Below are 16,900 nucleotides of genomic sequence, written 5' to 3' on the forward strand. Positions count from 1 at the left end.
ATTATGGGTTAATAACTTTGTTTGTTGTCTATGTCGTCTGACAAGAAGCCTTTGATCATCTGAAATAGGCCGCCGTTGGTTTCCTTTTCTTTGGCTGCTTTCTGAACCGGCTTTTTGTATTCTACTTGCTCTTGTTGTGTTTCTGTATATCCTGCCGCCATCTGGTCTATAGACTGATAACCTGCAAGCACCAAACCTACGCTCGTTGCATACATTGGGCTCTTTACGGCATCAATCTTAGATTTCCCCAGATGCTCGTTAGGGTAGCCAATGCGTGTATCCATACCGGTGATATACTCTACCAACTGCACCAGATTTTGTAGCTGCGAGCCACCCCCAGTAATAACGATACCGGCTGCCAGACTATTTCCGTAGCCAGATCGCATGATCTCAGCGTAGATAAGCTCCACGATCTCTTCCATTCTAGCCTCGATAATATAGGCCAGGTTCTTCAGAGATATCTCTTTTGGTGTTCTGTCGCGCAGGCCAGGTATCGAAACGATCTCATTTTCAGAGGCTTCGTCGGCAATAGCTTTACCAAACTTCACTTTTAGCTGTTCGGCCTGGTTTTGCATTACCATGCAGCCCTGCTTAATATCGGAAGTAATAATGTTACCTCCAAACGGAAGCACAGCTGTATGGCGGATAATGTTGTCCTTGAAGATGGCTAAGTCAGTTGTGCCACCGCCAATATCCACTAAAACAACACCTGCTTCTTTCTCTTCATCACTCAGCACCGACATGCACGAGGCAAGTGGCTCCAGGATTAGGTGATCAACAGCTAGGCCGGCACGCGTTACGCATTTGTTGATGTTGTTGATAGCGTTTGACTGCGCTGTGATGATGTGGAAGTTGCCCTCCAAACGCACCCCAGACATACCTACCGGATCCGTGATTCCTTCTTCGTAGTCCACTTTGTACTCCTGTGGCATTACGTGAATGATCTCGCTGCCCGGAGGTGTAACCAGACGGTACATGTCGTTGGTAAGACGGTTCACGTCCTCCACGGTAATTTCGTGGTCTGTTACCTGGCGTGTAATGCTACCGTTGTGCAGTAAACTTTTGATATGCTGCCCGGCAATCCCCACGTTTACCACTCCAATGTTGATACCTGACTGCTCCTCGGCCTGACGGATAGCTTTCTTGATCGCCTCAACAGTTTTGTCGATGTTGCTGACCATGCCACGTACCACGCCCTCCGATACCGCTTTGCCCATCCCCAGTATCTCCAGCTTTCCAAACTCATTCTTCCGACCAACAAGTGCGCAAACTTTGGTTGTGCCAATGTCCAAGCCTACTACTATTTTGTCGTTCTGCATATCTGTATATTTATTCGCAAATAATCTGATCTTCGTACTCTACATTCACTCTTTTATATTTGTCCCAGCCTACAACCGGCAGCACTTCTTTATAAAAGATCATTAGTTTCCTGAATTTTGTCTCTACTTCTGCCGGTTTTCCGAACTCTATGGCGTGTTCGCCAACCTGCGGTAAAAACGATACTTTGCCTCTGCCATCAATATGCATCTGGGCAATCTGTGCTTTCCAAAACTGGTCGTTCTCGATGAACTGCAGCAAAGAAATATAAGCCTGTCCGGTGGAGTCCTGAAAAAACTCCCTGTCCAGGGACTGTGTTAAAGCCGATCTGGTTATTGGTATTACACGAGCTGTGTATCTGTCTGAAAGCGGAAGTATGTTACCTTCCACATCAATGTAGACATCCTGGTCTGGTCGTATAATTCTTGCAATAGGCCTGTTCTGTTTTACATGTACATGAACGTTTCCGTCGAGCCCCCGGTACACTTCGGCATCTTTTACAAACTTGTTTGCTTCGATGCGTTTCTCCAGGTTTTTAAGATCGATACTGCGGTGCGGAAGTCCCTCTAATTTTCGCTCTCCTTCGCGGGTTAACAACCCCCTTACTTCCTTATCCCCAATAAAGTAATTGTTGTACTCATTATCAATATTTATTGACACTTTTTTACAGATTTTTTCACTCTGCTTAGAATTAGCAAAACCTGCAAGTGCGCCGATAGTAACGATGCTACAACCTGCAAAAATTAAAGATTTTATTTTACTATTCAAGCCCATGACGTTCTTTTTCTAAAAAATTTCTTATAGGCTTTACCAGCGTGTCGATATCACCGGCTCCAACAGTGGCCAGAACATCAAAATCGCCGTTTTTAAGCAAATTTTCAACTATATATTCTTTGCGCAATATTTCTTTTTGTTTGCACGTAACCTGCTCTAAAATCATCTCTGAAGTAACGCCAGGTATAGGTTTTTCACGTGCCGGGTAAATATCCAGCAACACCAGTTCATCGACAACGCTCAGACTCTCTGCAAACTCCGCTGCAAAGTCTCTTGTGCGTGTATACAGGTGTGGCTGAAATAGTACTTTTATGCGCTTGTTTGGATACAGAGCCCGCAGCGAAGCCATAAAGGCTTCTATCTCTTTCGGATGATGCGCATAGTCGTCAATATATACTTTTCCCTGCCCTTCATATACAAACTCGAAGCGGCGCTTAACACCTGCAAAACTCTCAACTCCAGCCTTTATACTTTGTGCGTCTACCTCAACCACCTGCGCTACAAGTATAGCTGCCAAGGTATTCTCTACATTATGGAAGCCCGGTAGTCCTAAACGCAAACCTGCTATGTTACCAAACGGACTAACGGCATCGAACTCGAACCAGCGGCCATTTATGTTCAGGTGCTGCACATGTGCCTGCCCCTCGTTCAGGCCATACTTTATTACCTGCACTCCTTCCTGCACCAGATCCGTTAGGCGAGCATCAATTCCTTCATGTATAAACAGGTATCCTCCCGGCTGCACCTGGCTGATAAACTTCTGGAACGTACGGATCATTTCATCCTTGTCGCCATAGATATCCAGGTGGTCCGGATCTGCCGAAGTAACAATGGCCACGTTCGGAAAAAGAGTCAGGAATGAACGGTCGTACTCATCAGCCTCAACCACTACTGTTTCCTTACCGCCCTCTCCTTTTCCTATTAATAGGTTTGAGTTTAAGTTTGTAGCAATACCGCCCAAAAAAGCAGAACAGTCTACCCCTGCATGGTGCAGCAGGTGTGTTACAATAGATGAAGTGGTAGTTTTTCCATGTGTACCTGCTACTGCAATGGTAAAGGCACCCGAGGTAACGATGCCCAACACCTCAGAGCGTTTTTTTATAGTATAGCCATTCTCTTTCAGATAGGCCCACTCTGTATGCTCGGCAGGTATGGCAGGCGTTAGCACCACCAAAGTCTGCTCTTTATTTTCAAGTATTTCCTGTGGCAGCAGCTTTACATCATCTTCGTAGTGCACACGGATTCCTTCCTGCTCCAATGTTTCGGTTAACGGCGTGCGGGTCTTGTCATAGCCCCACACCGGATATCCCTTTGCATTGAACCAGCGGGCAATCGCACTCATGCCAATGCCACCGATGCCTAAAAAGTAGATATAGTTATACTGCTCCAGTTTCACTTAATCAGTTTTATTAGTTCGTTTACAATGTCGGCTGCCGCATTTGGCTTGCCCATTTTAAGTATGTTCTGGCTCAGGCGCTTCTGCTCCTGTTCATCTTGTACTAGCTCCAAAGCTGCTTTTACCAGTTGCTCACCTGCCTCCTGGTCGCGAACTAACAAGGCGGCATGCTGCTGCACGAGTGCCATGGCATTTTTGGTCTGATGATCTTCGGCCACGTTTGGCGAAGGAACAAGTATGGCCGGCTTGCCTACCAGGCAAAGCTCCGAAATAGACAAAGCACCTGCTCTCGAAATCACCACATCTGCTGCGGCATAAGCCAAATCCATGCGCTTTATAAAATCGAATGCCTTGGTGCCTTGCGTGCTATACTTCTGCTCAAGTTCCTGTGCCTGCGGATAAAAAGCTTTGCCTGTTTGCCAGATTAGCTGATACCCTGCCTGCACGATCTGATCCAGGCCTGCAGCTATACTTTGGTTGATGGTTCTGGCACCCAGGCTACCGCCGATCACTAGTATGGTTTTCTTGTCTGCGGCTAAACCAAAGTGAGCCAGTGCTTCATTACGTTTTGAGTTGCTGTCCAGAATGTCGCTGCGAACAGGGTTGCCAGTTAACACCAGCTTTTCAGCAGGGAAAAAAGCTTCCATGTTCGGGTAAGCCACACATACTTTACTAACCCGTTTTGCCAGCAGTTTATTGGTGATGCCAGCATAAGAATTTTGCTCCTGTATGAGGGCAGGTATTTTTTGGGAAGTTGCCGCATACAACAATGGTCCGCTGGCATAGCCACCCACACCTACCACGGCATCAGGCTTAAAATCTTTTATAATCTTGTGCGACGCTTTTATACTTGACAGCACCTTTAGCGGAAAAGACAGGTTATCTAATGTTAGCCTGCGCTGGATACCGCTGATCCAAAGTCCCACGATCTTATATCCTGCTTCCGGCACTTTGGTCATTTCCATGCGGCCTTTGGCTCCCACAAACAGAATTTCTGAGTCTGGGTTAACAGCTTTTAGCTGGTTAGCAATTGCCACAGCAGGATATATGTGCCCGCCGGTGCCGCCACCGCTTATTATTACACGATATGGTTTCTGCTGCTTAGCCATTTACCAGTGTATTTGAGGGAGCAACTCCATTATTAACCGGAGACGCAACTTCTTTAATGATTTCTCTGTCGGTACGGCTCACGCTAAGTATAATCCCCAGCGAGATACCTGTAAAGATCAGGGATGTTCCACCCATACTTAGCAGAGGAAGCGGCAAACCTGTAATCGGACCAAGACCGACAGCTACGCCCATGTTGATCATCCCTTGAATAACAAGACTAAAACTTAGCCCTGCAGACAACAAACCACCAAAGGCACCAGTACTGTTCGCCACTGTGACGAGCCCCCGATATAGCAGGGCCAAGTATAAAAACAACACTACTATCCCTCCAAGTAAGCCGTACTCTTCCAGAATGATAGCGAAGATAAAGTCTGAGTATGGGTGAGGCAGAATATCGCGCTGATCGCTGTTACCCGGACCTTTACCCACCACGCCTCCTGTGGCAATGGCAATGTAAGACTGCTCCAACTGGAAGGCCGTCTGGTTCGGATCCATAAAGTCTTCCACCCTGCTAATAGCTGTATCTAAGCGCTGACCTAATGCCAACATCATACCTCCAAATACCAGCACAATCAGGAACGTTGACCCCAAATATCTTAAAGGTACACGACCAATAAACATCAGCAGCATACAGGTGGCAAAAAGCAATACAGCTGTAGATGTGTTAGTTAATGCGATACAGCCACAGATACCTGCTGTCCAAAGCATCATCGGCACCAGTGTTTTCTTCCAATCTTTCAGCTCCAACTGTACTTTAGCCAACATACTAGCCAAGTATGATATCAAAGCCAGTTTGGCTAAGTCGGATGGCTGGAATGTCTGGTTTATCACCGGAATGGTGATCCAACGGGAGGCTTCGTTAATGTTTGATCCCCAGAAAAAGGTAAACAGCAGCAATGGCACCGATACTATTAGTGCAAACAGCGAAAGCCTGGAATAATATCGGTAGTTGATCTTATGGGCCAGCCACATAAACGCCAGACCTACCAATATCAGAGACGAATGCTTCAGGAGGAAGTACTCTGTGTTGCCTTCATGAGACTTATAGGCAAGCGTACCAGTGGCAGAATACACCACCGCCACGCTTATAAGCGAGAACATAAAGACGATTCCCCACAATACAGGATCCCCTTTGAGGTTTTTCTGTAACCACTGCTTTATCATAAACCTTTGGCTAAATCGGTTATGTTTTTATTTCTTTAAAACTATTTTCTGCACGGCTTCCTTAAATCGTTGGCCGCGGTGCTCGTAATTGTTAAACAGGTCGAAACTGGCACATGCCGGCGACAACAGTACCACATCTCCCGGAGTTGCCAGTGAGCGGCTCAGGCGTACGGCGTACTCTATAGATGTAGTTTCGGCAATAATCGGCACTACTCTTCCGAATGCCTGCTTCAGCTTTTCATTGTCTTTGCCAAGGCAAACCAGCACTTTAACTTTTTCACGCGCCAGGTCAACCAAAGTGCTGTAGTCGTTTCCTTTGTCCACGCCACCGGCAATCCATACAATCGGTTGCTTAATACCCTCCAATGCATACCAAACAGCTTCCACGTTGGTAGCTTTAGAATCGTTGATGTAGGTTACTTCTTTGGCTACACCCACCTGCTGTAACCGGTGCTCTGCGTTTTCAAAGGTCTCCAGCGCTTTTTCTATTGCATCATCAGCCACACCTACCAGCTTCGCCACAGCTACTGCTGCCATAGTGTTGTACTGGTTATGCTTTCCGATCAATCCAGATTTTGAGGTATCAACTGTGCCTTCATAAAATTGGGCTTCCACTTTTATACTTGAACCCTCAAAGTATACTTTGGCTCCTTCCGCTCCTTTCAAAGTTAAAGGGATTGTTGTGCCGCCAAACTTTTCAGAGTTAAATGCTTTGGCAATGTTCTCGTCGTCGGCATTAAACACGAAAAAGTCGCTGCCAGCCATGTTCTGGATAATACGTAGCTTAGAAGCTGCATATTTGTCCATGCTGTACTCGTAGCGGTCCAGGTGGTCAGGTGTGATGTTTGTTAGCACGCCGATGTGTGCTTTAAACTGGTACATGTTGTCTAACTGAAAACTGCTCAGTTCCACCACATAGTACTCGTGTTTGTTCTCGATCACCTTTTCCGCCAGGCTCTCACCGATATTTCCTGCCAAGCCTACGTTCAAGCCTGCATTTTTAAGCAGGTGGTAAGTCAGCAACGTGGTAGTTGTTTTACCGTTCGTACCTGTAATGCAGATAAATTTGGCATCCGTGTACCTTCCGGCAAACTCTATCTCCGAAATGATCGGTATATTTTTCGCAGTTGCCTGCTTTATTATCTCAGCCTTATCTGGAATTCCAGGACTTTTAATGATCTGATCAGCCGCCAGAATGCGCTCAAAAGTATGCGTACCTTCTTCAAAATGGATAGCAGCAGTGGCCAGTTTGGCTTTGTACTGCTCTTTTATCTGCCCCATATCCGAAACAAACACATCAAGCCCCTTTGCCTGTGCCAGCAAAGCCGCTCCTACGCCACTCTCTCCCGCTCCTAGTATTGCTATTCTCATAGTTCGTTTTCGTGTTTTAGCGAAGCTTTAAAGTTGCCAGCGTTAAAATGGCCAGCATGATACCTACAATCCAGAAGCGACCTACGATTTTAGACTCGTGATAACCCAGCTTCTGATAGTGGTGGTGCAGCGGCGACATCTTAAAGATGCGGCGCCCTTCGCCATACTTCTTTTTAGTATACTTGAAGTAGCTCACCTGTAGCATTACTGACAGGTTTTCTACAAGAAAGATTCCGCACAAAATTGGTATTAACAGTTCCTTCCTGACAATCAGCGACAAAACTGCAATAATACCTCCGATGGCTAAGCTACCCGTGTCACCCATGAACACCTGCGCCGGGTAAGTGTTGTACCACAAGAAGCCCACACAAGCCCCCACAAAGGCCAAACAGAAAATCGTTAGCTCACCCGAATTAGGTATAAACATGATGTCCAGGTAATCGGCAAAAATGGTGTTACCAGACACCCAGGCAAAGATCGCTAGTGTTAAACCGATGATAGCAGATGTACCTGCTGCCAAACCGTCGATACCGTCAGTAATGTTAGCACCGTTAGACACCGCTGTAATTACAAGGATCACAAACGGGATGTATAAGTAGCAAGACCAGCCCTGGAACAAAGGACCTGCAAAAGAGAATAGGTTACAGTAGTCCAGTTCATTGTTCTTGCGGAACGGAACCGTTGTAATCATACTATGCACGTCTGTGTAGTGCCTAGTAGCATTTACCGCTGAAGTGGTACCGTCGGAAAAAATGTACTGGCGCACTACTACATCGTCGTTAAAGTATAAAGTCAAGCCTACTATCAAACCTAAACCGATTTGCCCAAGAATCTTGAAGCGGCCAGCTAATCCTTCTTTATTTTTTCTAAATACCTTAATGTAGTCATCCAGAAACCCGATCAAGCCAAGCCACACAGTAGATACCAGCATGAGTTGCACATATATGTTATCCAAGCGGGCAAATAGGAGCACCGGCACCAGAATGGCCAGGATGATGATAAGGCCACCCATCGTAGGGGTTCCTTTTTTCTCCAGTTGGCCTTCTAAGCCAAGGTCGCGGATACTTTCGCCTACCTGCTTGCGCTGCAGCACTTTAATCAGCCTGCCGCCAAATATCATCGCTATCAGCAGCGATACAAGGGTCGCCATACCTGCCCGGAAAGAGATATATTGAAATACACCTGCTCCGATGAAGTCGAACTCACGGTCTAGGTATGTAAAAAGGTGATATAGCATTAATGTGTTATTCTGTTCCCTTTAGCTTTAGTTCTTATTTTCCCAGTTGCTGAAACATCTCGCGCAATACCTGCTTATCATCAAAGTCAGTTTTTACGCCTTTTATCTCCTGGTATGTCTCGTGGCCTTTGCCGGCAACAAGTATAATATCGTTTGGTTCTGCCAGCATGCAGGCTGTTTTAATAGCCTCTCTCCTGTCCAGCACCGATAATGTCTTTTTAAAATCAAGCGGCTTTACTCCCTTCTGCATATCTTCCAGGATAGCCTGCGGCTCTTCGAAGCGTGGATTATCAGAGGTAAGTATAACTTTATCGCTTAGGCGGCAGGCGATGTCAGCCATTAACGGACGCTTGGTCGCATCACGGTTACCGCCACAGCCTATCACCGTTATCACCTTCTGCAGCGGTGTGCGGATCTGCTGAATTGTGTTCAGCACATTTTCCAGTGCATCCGGTGTGTGGGCATAGTCCACAATACCAGTTATCTGCGAATCAGAAACGATGTAGTCAAAGCGACCTGCTGCTGTGTTTAGGCTTGATAGTACTGTAAGCACCTCCATTGGATCTTCATCCAGCAGAACAGCCGCAGCATAGACACCTAAAAAGTTGTAGGCGTTGAACGAGCCAATTAATTTGCACCAGATCTCATGACCGTCCACTTCCAGGTGCAGCCCTTGTATGGTATTATCGATAATGCGTGCTTTAAACTCCGTTGCCTTACGCAGAGAAAACTCATGCACATCAGCTTTGGTATTTTGCACCATCACCGGACCACGCTTATCATCCGTGTTTACCAATGCAAAAGCACCTTTTGGAAGAATATCAAAGAATGACTTCTTTGCTTTGATGTACTCGTCAAAAGTCTTGTGGTAATCCAGGTGATCGTGGGTGATGTTCGTGAAGATACCACCCGCAAACTGTAGCCCTGCCACGCGCTTTTGCACCATGGCATGCGAACTAACTTCCATAAAGCAGTAAGCACAGCCAGCTTTTACCATCTGCGCCAACAGTTCGTTCAGCTTTACAGCGTCCGGTGTAGTATGGGTTGACGGGATTACCTCCTCGTCAATCTGATTCTGTACCGTTGACAGCATGCCTACATGATAACCCAACTCTCTGAAGAGCTTGTGCAGCAGCGTTACTGTACTTGTTTTACCGTTTGTACCCGTTACCCCAACCAGCTTCAGCTTTTTAGAAGGATAATCGTAAAATGCAGCCGCCATTTTACCCAGCGCGTCTCCAGAGTCCTCTACCTGCACATAGGTTATTCCTTCTTTAAAGTCTGTAGGCATTGTTTCGCAAATGATGGCTGCTGCATTTGCTTCCTCTGCCTTCTGAATATACTCATGTCCATCGGCCTGCACGCCTCGCACCGCCACAAAGGCTACGCCTTCGCGCACCTGACGCGAGTCAAACGTGATGGCTTCAACAGTAATATCTGTTGCGCCTCTCACCTCCAGGGTTTTAATATCTTTTAATATGTTCTGCAGCAATGTCATTAGCTCAGTACAATTGTAATTTTAGCGTTTTTTGCAATGTCAGTGCCCGGCTCCAGCGATTGTTGCTTTACTCGCTTACCTGCTCCCTGCACTTTCACATCTAGGTGCTGATTGCCAAGTATAAACAGGGCATCCCGCAGGGTCATTCCCTTCACATCCGGCACCTTGTTAAGCACCACTGGGTTTGGTTTGAAGTCTAAAGAGCGCATTCTAGGCTCCACTTTTACCCACTCCTCTTCAGTAAGGTTAGGATGATGGCTTACCCCGATCTTGTTGCAGATATAAGTCAGGTCTTCCAGGCTTCCTGCCTCTACACCCGGCATACTGTCTTTGTTAGGCACCACCCTGGCGCGAAGCGACTTGTGCATTGCCAGATCACGGGCATAGGCTTTATCAGCCAGTTCCTTAAATACCGGTGCCGCCACATCACCACCATACACATTCACCCCTTTCGGACTGTCGATGATCACAATGCAGCTATACTTTGGCTTGTCGGCCGGGAAATAACCTGCAAACGAAGTTGAATACTCCATTACGTAACGGCCATTCTTCACCTTACGGGCAGTACCTGTTTTACCAGCTACCTTATAGTCTTTGCTCAGGATATTTTTGGCAGTACCATTCTCCACAACCCCCTCCAGCATCGAGCGCAGCTTCTTCAGCGTCTCGTCAGAGCATATTTTCTCGTTCAGGACACGCGTTTTAAATGACTGGATAACCGTATTTGTTTTGCTGATCTCTTTCACGATGATCGGCTGGATCTTAACCCCGTTGTTAGCAACTGCATTGTAGAAAGCCAGCGTTTGTAAAGGCGAAAGCTTCATCTCATAGCCAATAGCCATGGAAGTTAGCGTGGTGCCGTACCATGTTCTATCCTGTGGGTCTTTCATAAACGGCCTTGCCTCACCATCCATCTGGAAGCCTAGTGTGCTGTTGAGACCAAACTTATTCAGATAGTCAACATAAGCCTGCGGATTGCTGCTAAAGTGTTGCTCCATCAGCTTTGCCACACCAATGTTCGATGATTTTTCAAAGATCTCCTGCACCGATAACATGCCGTAACCACCGTTTTTGGCATCGGTCATAATCGTGTTCTTGATCCGGTAACGGCCATCCCCTGTATCAATCGAATCAGAAAGCTTCACATCCGGCGCATACTCAAACAGGGCCATCATCGAAGCCAGCTTAAAGGTAGATCCCGGCTCTGTACGTCCCTGGTTACCAACAGCATAATTATAATCCTCTATGTAACCACCCTTGGTTTTACCCAGGTTCGCAATAGCCTTGATCTCTCCGGTTTTTACCTCCATCATGATCACACAGCCATACTCAGCATCTGTTCTTTCCAGCGCTTTGTATAGGGCATTCTCAGCTACGTCCTGCAGGTTAATGTCAATGGTAGTTTTGATATCGTAACCGTGCTGTGGCTTAACTTCTGTTCCGTCGTAAATCGGTTTGTTACCACCGGCGATACGCTCGAAAAGCGCCTCTCCGTCTGTACCGGCTAAGTGGTTATTAAAACTAAACTCCAGACCAGCACCATTCTTATCTTCGTTTATAAAGCCAATGGTACGCTCGGCTAGCAAGCCAAATGGCTTAAAGCGCTTCTCAACCTTCTCAAATATTACCCCGCCTTTGTTTTTACCGGCCCTGAAGATCGGCCATTGCGCCATCATCTTCTTATCCTGGTAATTGATTTGGCGGCTGTTCAGGCGCAGGTATCTTCTGCCGTCGTGGCGGGCATTCTTTATTTTGCGGCGATAGTAATCTTCTGATTTATCTCTGTAGAAACGCGAAAGCAGCATAGATAAAGAGTCTATGCCTGCATTGAAAGTCTCCGCATCAGCCACTGTCGGATCGAAGGCAACCCTGTAAAAAGGCAATGAGGTAGCTAGTATACTTCCGTTGTCGGAGTAGATATTGCCACGTGTGGCAAAAACCGGCTGGTAACGGATACGGCGTTCCTTGGATATCTTCTTCCAGCGATCACCGTCAATAAACTGGATACGCACCACCTTGTACACAATGGCGCACGCGCAAAGGCAGAGAATCAAAAAGACAATCCTTACCCTTATAACTATGGACTTCTTAATATTCATCGGCAGGCACAATCACTTGATAGGGTGGCGATGAACTTTCAATAAGACCTAGCGGCTCTACGTTGCGTGCAACCTCAGACTGCTTGCTGGCCTCCATATAATCAGACTTAAGCGTAGTATAATCTGCGCGCAGGTCTTCTGTTTCTACTTTAACTTTATCGATTTTGCGGATTGTTTTCTCCGCGAAATGCGTGTTGCCAATGTAGAAAAGGGTAATTAAAGTAGTATAAAGAATGTAGGGAAGGTACTTAAGCGGAACTCCTTCTTCAAACAAAGCATCTACGTTGGTATACTTGTCGAGAAGGGTAAAAATACTGAAACTCTTACGTTTGCCCTTGGGCTTTTTAGGCTGCTCCACCTCTGGCCTCACGCGCGCCGAGTTTGTCTTCGGCGGGTTAGTTTGTTTGATCAGAACATTTGAAGCCATAGTTACTGTAATAATTTGGAGCTATTTAATAGCCTGTTTATTTAATCATCTTGTTATCTTTTCTCTGCTATTCTGAGTTTTGCGCTTCTGGAGCGGCTGTTTTCGAGCAGTTCCTGCTCTGATGGTACAATCGGTTTTCTATTAACAGCGTCTAGCGGCTTTTTCTCATTTCCAAACAGATCCTTTTCCACCTCACCGAAGAACTTGCCTTTTGCTATAAAGTTCTTTACCAGCCTGTCTTCCAATGAGTGGTACGAAATCACCACCAGTCTGCCTCCAGGCTTCAGCACCTCAGCCGCCTGCTCCAGCATCTCTTCCAGCGCCTTCATCTCATCATTCACCTCTATCCGAAGCGCCTGAAACACCTGCGCCAGGTACTTATTCTCTTTTCCCTTCGGTGTGCAGGAGCTAATGGCCTGCTTAAACTCCCCGATTGTATCAAAAGGCTTTCTGGCTCTTTTCTCCACAATGGTACGGGCAAGCGTTCTGGCGTTTTTCACTTCTCCGTAAATACCGAAGATGCGGTGCAACTGCTCTTCTGAATAAGTCTCCAACACTTCTTTAGCCGTTGTACCAGCCTCCGCGTTCATGCGCATATCCAAGGGCCCTTCGAACCTGGTAGAAAAACCTCGCTCCGGCACGTTGAACTGGTGCGATGAAACACCCAGGTCTGCCAGTATCCCATCCACCTGCTTTACCCCGTAAAGCCTCAGGTACTTTTTAAGATCCCTGAAGTTGGCTCTAACAAACTGGAAAGCCGGGCTATCAATCTTCTTCGACTGTTCTTCGGCATCGCGGTCCTGGTCAAAACTGTAAAGCTTACCGCTTGCAAGCTTGCTCACAATTAGCGCAGAGTGCCCACCACCGCCAAACGTTACATCCACATAAACACCCTCCGGCTTAATGGCCAGGGCATCCACGGACTCATGAAACAATACAGGACGATGATACTCCATTAGATCAAAGGCTCTTCTGCCGGTTTATCACCCAAAAACTTCTGCGCCAGCTGCGAGAAATTCTGCTGGTCTTTAATCAAGAACTCCTCATACTTATCCGGGTTCCAGATCTCTACACGGTTGCCAAGACCTACTACTACTGCTTCTTTCTCCAGCTCGGCAAAACGCGCCATTGTTTTTGGCACAATAAAACGGCCTGCACCATCCAGCTCTATCTCCGTGTTGCCACGGAAGAAATTGCGCTGAAAGTGGCGATACTCTTCGTTAAACTCATTTAAGCCTGCTACTTTGTCGTAAATCACCTTCCACTCTGCCTTTGGGTAAAGCACCAGGCAAGGCTCAAATCCTCTCATAAGCACCACATGATTGCCAGACGCCTCAGGCAGGTTAGATTTTATCTTTGCAGGTAAAACCAACCTTCCCTTTGGGTCAATCTTGCACTCATATTCGCCAGAGAGGAAGTTCATAGACAATAACAGTTTAGTCCGTGTGGTTCTCGGACATTACAAATGTAGCGATTCAACAAAATACCACAACCACAATCTACCACTTTTTACCACTTTGTGGATAAATTATGGTAATCCACACCACTTATCCACATTATCCACATTAAAAACGCTATATATTGGGTATAAGTTTTTTTGTACTGTGTCTTCTTTTTAGCTAAAATACGAGACAACAAAAGCATAAACTATTAATCATCAAACACTTAACTCTAAATACATAGCAAAAACACTATTCTCCACAGGTTTCCACACAAGAAGTGGGGCAAAGTGGCAGAAGCAAACCATACTTTAGGGAAAGTGGTGGAAAGTGGTAAAGAGTTCCGTATATTTGCAGTGTGAAAAATATACTTCGCCATAGCGTTCTATCCCTGCTGATATTAAGCATATTGCTTGGATCAGTTGGCGTGGCTTTTAGTGAGCAGTTCTGCTTAATGGCCGGAGTGCGCGCCTCAGAGTTGAATGAAGTAGCCGACGAATGCTGTGAACAGGAAAAAACTGCCAATAAAGAAGCAGATGACTGCTGCGACGAAGCAGTGCAGTACGAAAAGCTGGAACCCGTATCATCACAGAAAGCCTTTAACCTGCAGCTGCCGGTATACTTTCCAAATCAACTGAAGCCTTTTCTTACGAAGCAAGCCGCCTCTCAGGCCGCCGAGCAGTTGGTTTATACTTACACCGACAGCTCTCCGCCTTTATACGGCCGCAAACTGCTGCACAAACTGCACATCCTAATAGTCTAGACCGACCAAAATACAAGAACAGCGCCTGCTAACAGTGCGCCCAATACCTATTGTATTTTGATTACTATTTTAGATTATTAAACACATGGACGTGATTCCTGTAAAACTCAAAGGCTCCTTTAGGGCTATACTTATACTTTACTTTTTAACCATACTTCCGGCTACTGCACAGCAGCTAACCGGCAGAGTGGTAGACCAAACCAACACCAACCTTCCCCTTATCGGCGCCAACGTAGTATGGAAAGGCACTGCAAAAGGCACCTCAACAGACGTGCTTGGGAATTTTGCACTTTCTACTGCAGATGCGCTTACACCCGAGATCATTGTCAGCTACATAGGGTATAAACCCGATACAGTTAATGTAAGCGGCAAGAGTAATGTTGTCATACAGCTAACGCCCACCAGCAAGTTGCAGGAAGTGGTGGTTGAGGGACAGCAGGCACGCTATTCCTCCCTTACCCCAACTAACTCACAGGTTATCACCACCCGTGACCTGGAGAAATCAGCGTGCTGCAACCTGGCTGAGAGTTTTGAAACAAATGCCTCTGTGGAGGTATCTACCACGGACGCTGTTTCAGGTGCAAAGCAGATACAGATGCTTGGCTTGGATGGATCTTATACGTTGCTAACAACCGACAATATCCCTGCCCTGCGGGGTCTAGCAACGCCTTACCGGCTAAATTACCTCTCCGGCACTTTTATCGAGTCAATTGACATTATTAAAGGCACTGGCTCTGTACTAAATGGCTATGAGTCTATTTCGGGACAGGTAAACGTGATGCTGAAAGACCCTGAAAAGGCGGAGCGTTTATACTTTAACTTATATGGCAACAGCCTGGCAAAGTTTGATGCCAACCTAAACCTGGCTACATCGGTGGGTAAAAAGTGGAATACCATACTAATGCTGCACACCAACCACCTAGGCAACCGCGTAGACCGCAACAACGATGGTTTTATGGACCTGCCGCTGGGCACACAATATAATGTTTTTAACAAGTGGAAATATAGCCACAATGATGTGGTGTCTGAGTTCGGCATAAATGCCTTGCGTGAGACAAGAGTTGGCGGCCAGATGGAATACAACGAAAAAGTCCCCCAGAGCGAGCAGCCATACTACGGCACTAACTCGGAGACAGAGAGAGCAATGGCTTATAACAAGTCCTCTTATACTTTCCCGGGTAAACCCTATCAAAGTATAGGCCTTATCACCTCCTTAGCACATCACAAATTCGACTCCAGCTATGGCCTGCGCGATTATGACGGCGAACAGAACAGTGGCTCCGCCAGGTTAATATTCCAGTCTATACTTGGGCACACCGGCCACACGTACAAAGCCGGCCTGAGCTATAACTACGACAACTATTCCGAAACATTCTCTGACAGCACATTTGGCCGCACCGAGCATGTACCGGGCGCTTTTGTGGAGTACATCTACAACAACACAAAGAATTTGACGCTTGTAGCAGGCTCCAGAGTGGATTTTCACAACCTTTACGGCACGGTTTTCACGCCAAGACTGAATGTAAAATTTGATGCCACACCAAATACGATCTTTAGAGTGGCAGCCGGTAAAGGATTCAGAGTGGCCAACCCTATCGCAGAGAACTCAGCTATACTTGTAAGCTCACGTACTATCAAAGCAACCGAAGAACTGAAGCCTGAGCAGGCCTGGAATTTAGGTGGTTCGTTTACCCATTATTTTGAGCTGGACGGCAGACCTGGCACGTTTGTGACAGACTACTACTATACTACCTTTACCAACCAGGTTGTATTAGATATGTACACCAATCCATCGCAGGCGCTGTTTTACAACCTCGATGGCCGTTCTTTCTCAAAAAGCTTTCAGACGGAGATACAGTATGAGGTATTAAAGGGACTGGATATTAAAGCAGCTTATAAGTTCTTTGATGTGAAGACAACCTACAACGGCCAGCTGATTCAGAAACCAATGATCCCGCAGCACCGCTTCTTCGTAAACCTGGGCTTTGCCACGCCATTTGACAAGTGGAGAGCCGACCTGACCGGGCAGTATTTTGGCATGATGCCCCTTGCCTCTATTGAGCAGGCCAGCACGGCAAACGACATGAGAGAGTCAGACAGATTTTATACTTTTAATGCACAGGTAAGCCGCGCCTTTAAGCGCTGGGAAGTATACGTAGGCGGAGAAAATTTACTGAACTACAAACAACCTAACCCTGTTATCGGGGCAGACCAACCTTTTGGCCCAAACTTTGATGCTAGCATGGTTTGGGGTCCGATTACAGGTCGTGTGCTATATGCAGGGCTTCGCTTTACACTTGATTAA

Annotated in this window: 14 protein-coding genes; 2 read left to right on the forward strand and 12 right to left on the reverse strand. The window is 46.5% G+C overall.

The window, feature by feature from the left end:
• Positions 1 to 8: 8 nt before the first annotated feature.
• From ftsA to mraZ, 12 genes are all read right to left on the reverse strand, one after another.
• A complete protein-coding gene (gene ftsA / locus H8S84_RS17165) occupies positions 9 to 1,319 on the reverse strand; it encodes a cell division protein FtsA (RefSeq protein WP_187068595.1) in 1,311 nt (436 codons plus the stop codon).
• Positions 1,320 to 1,329: 10 nt separating this feature from the next.
• Positions 1,330 to 1,977 carry a cell division protein FtsQ/DivIB gene (locus H8S84_RS17170; RefSeq protein WP_317175453.1) on the reverse strand — a complete coding sequence of 216 codons (648 nt, stop codon included), beginning with the start codon at positions 1,975 to 1,977 and terminating at the stop codon, positions 1,330 to 1,332.
• A 100-nt stretch (positions 1,978 to 2,077) separates the two neighbouring features.
• Positions 2,078 to 3,487 (reverse strand): UDP-N-acetylmuramate--L-alanine ligase, encoded by a 1,410-nt coding sequence (murC, locus tag H8S84_RS17175; protein ID WP_187068597.1) that lies wholly within the window; start codon positions 3,485 to 3,487, stop codon positions 2,078 to 2,080.
• Entirely contained in the window at positions 3,484 to 4,596 is a 1,113-nt protein-coding gene (murG, locus tag H8S84_RS17180; protein WP_187068598.1) for an undecaprenyldiphospho-muramoylpentapeptide beta-N-acetylglucosaminyltransferase, read from the reverse strand. The genes murC and murG overlap by 4 nt, the downstream gene beginning before the upstream one ends.
• On the reverse strand, positions 4,589 to 5,761 hold the full coding sequence (locus H8S84_RS17185) for an FtsW/RodA/SpoVE family cell cycle protein (RefSeq protein WP_187068599.1): 1,173 nt from the start codon (positions 5,759 to 5,761) through the stop codon (positions 4,589 to 4,591). The genes murG and H8S84_RS17185 overlap by 8 nt, the downstream gene beginning before the upstream one ends.
• A gap of 27 nt (positions 5,762 to 5,788) precedes the next feature.
• Complete coding sequence (gene murD, locus H8S84_RS17190) at positions 5,789 to 7,132, reverse strand: UDP-N-acetylmuramoyl-L-alanine--D-glutamate ligase (protein WP_187068600.1); 1,344 nt, start codon at positions 7,130 to 7,132, stop codon at positions 5,789 to 5,791.
• A gap of 16 nt (positions 7,133 to 7,148) precedes the next feature.
• Positions 7,149 to 8,369 (reverse strand): phospho-N-acetylmuramoyl-pentapeptide-transferase, encoded by a 1,221-nt coding sequence (mraY, locus tag H8S84_RS17195; protein ID WP_187068601.1) that lies wholly within the window; start codon positions 8,367 to 8,369, stop codon positions 7,149 to 7,151.
• Between the two features lie 34 nt (positions 8,370 to 8,403).
• Positions 8,404 to 9,867, reverse strand: coding sequence for a UDP-N-acetylmuramoyl-L-alanyl-D-glutamate--2,6-diaminopimelate ligase (locus H8S84_RS17200; protein WP_187068602.1), 1,464 nt, complete (start codon positions 9,865 to 9,867; stop codon positions 8,404 to 8,406).
• On the reverse strand, positions 9,867 to 11,921 hold the full coding sequence (locus tag H8S84_RS17205) for a penicillin-binding protein (protein WP_317175454.1): 2,055 nt from the start codon (positions 11,919 to 11,921) through the stop codon (positions 9,867 to 9,869). Before H8S84_RS17205 ends, H8S84_RS17200 begins: the two co-directional genes overlap by 1 nt.
• A gap of 34 nt (positions 11,922 to 11,955) precedes the next feature.
• Positions 11,956 to 12,393, reverse strand: coding sequence for an FtsL-like putative cell division protein (locus H8S84_RS17210; RefSeq protein WP_187068604.1), 438 nt, complete (start codon positions 12,391 to 12,393; stop codon positions 11,956 to 11,958).
• Between the two features lie 53 nt (positions 12,394 to 12,446).
• Entirely contained in the window at positions 12,447 to 13,349 is a 903-nt protein-coding gene (rsmH, locus tag H8S84_RS17215; RefSeq protein ID WP_187068605.1) for a 16S rRNA (cytosine(1402)-N(4))-methyltransferase RsmH, read from the reverse strand.
• Complete coding sequence (gene mraZ, locus H8S84_RS17220; protein ID WP_187068606.1) at positions 13,349 to 13,816, reverse strand: division/cell wall cluster transcriptional repressor MraZ; 468 nt, start codon at positions 13,814 to 13,816, stop codon at positions 13,349 to 13,351. Before mraZ ends, rsmH begins: the two co-directional genes overlap by 1 nt.
• A gap of 374 nt (positions 13,817 to 14,190) precedes the next feature.
• Between mraZ and H8S84_RS17225 the strand changes: the two genes are divergently transcribed.
• Together H8S84_RS17225 and H8S84_RS17230 are read left to right on the forward strand one after the other, a co-directional pair.
• Entirely contained in the window at positions 14,191 to 14,595 is a 405-nt protein-coding gene (locus H8S84_RS17225; RefSeq protein WP_222621690.1) for an HYC_CC_PP family protein, read from the forward strand.
• An 85-nt stretch (positions 14,596 to 14,680) separates the two neighbouring features.
• Complete coding sequence (locus tag H8S84_RS17230; RefSeq protein ID WP_187068607.1) at positions 14,681 to 16,900, forward strand: TonB-dependent receptor; 2,220 nt, start codon at positions 14,681 to 14,683, stop codon at positions 16,898 to 16,900.

The organism is Pontibacter cellulosilyticus, from assembly GCF_014306105.1.
GTDB classification, from domain to species: domain Bacteria; phylum Bacteroidota; class Bacteroidia; order Cytophagales; family Hymenobacteraceae; genus Pontibacter; species Pontibacter cellulosilyticus.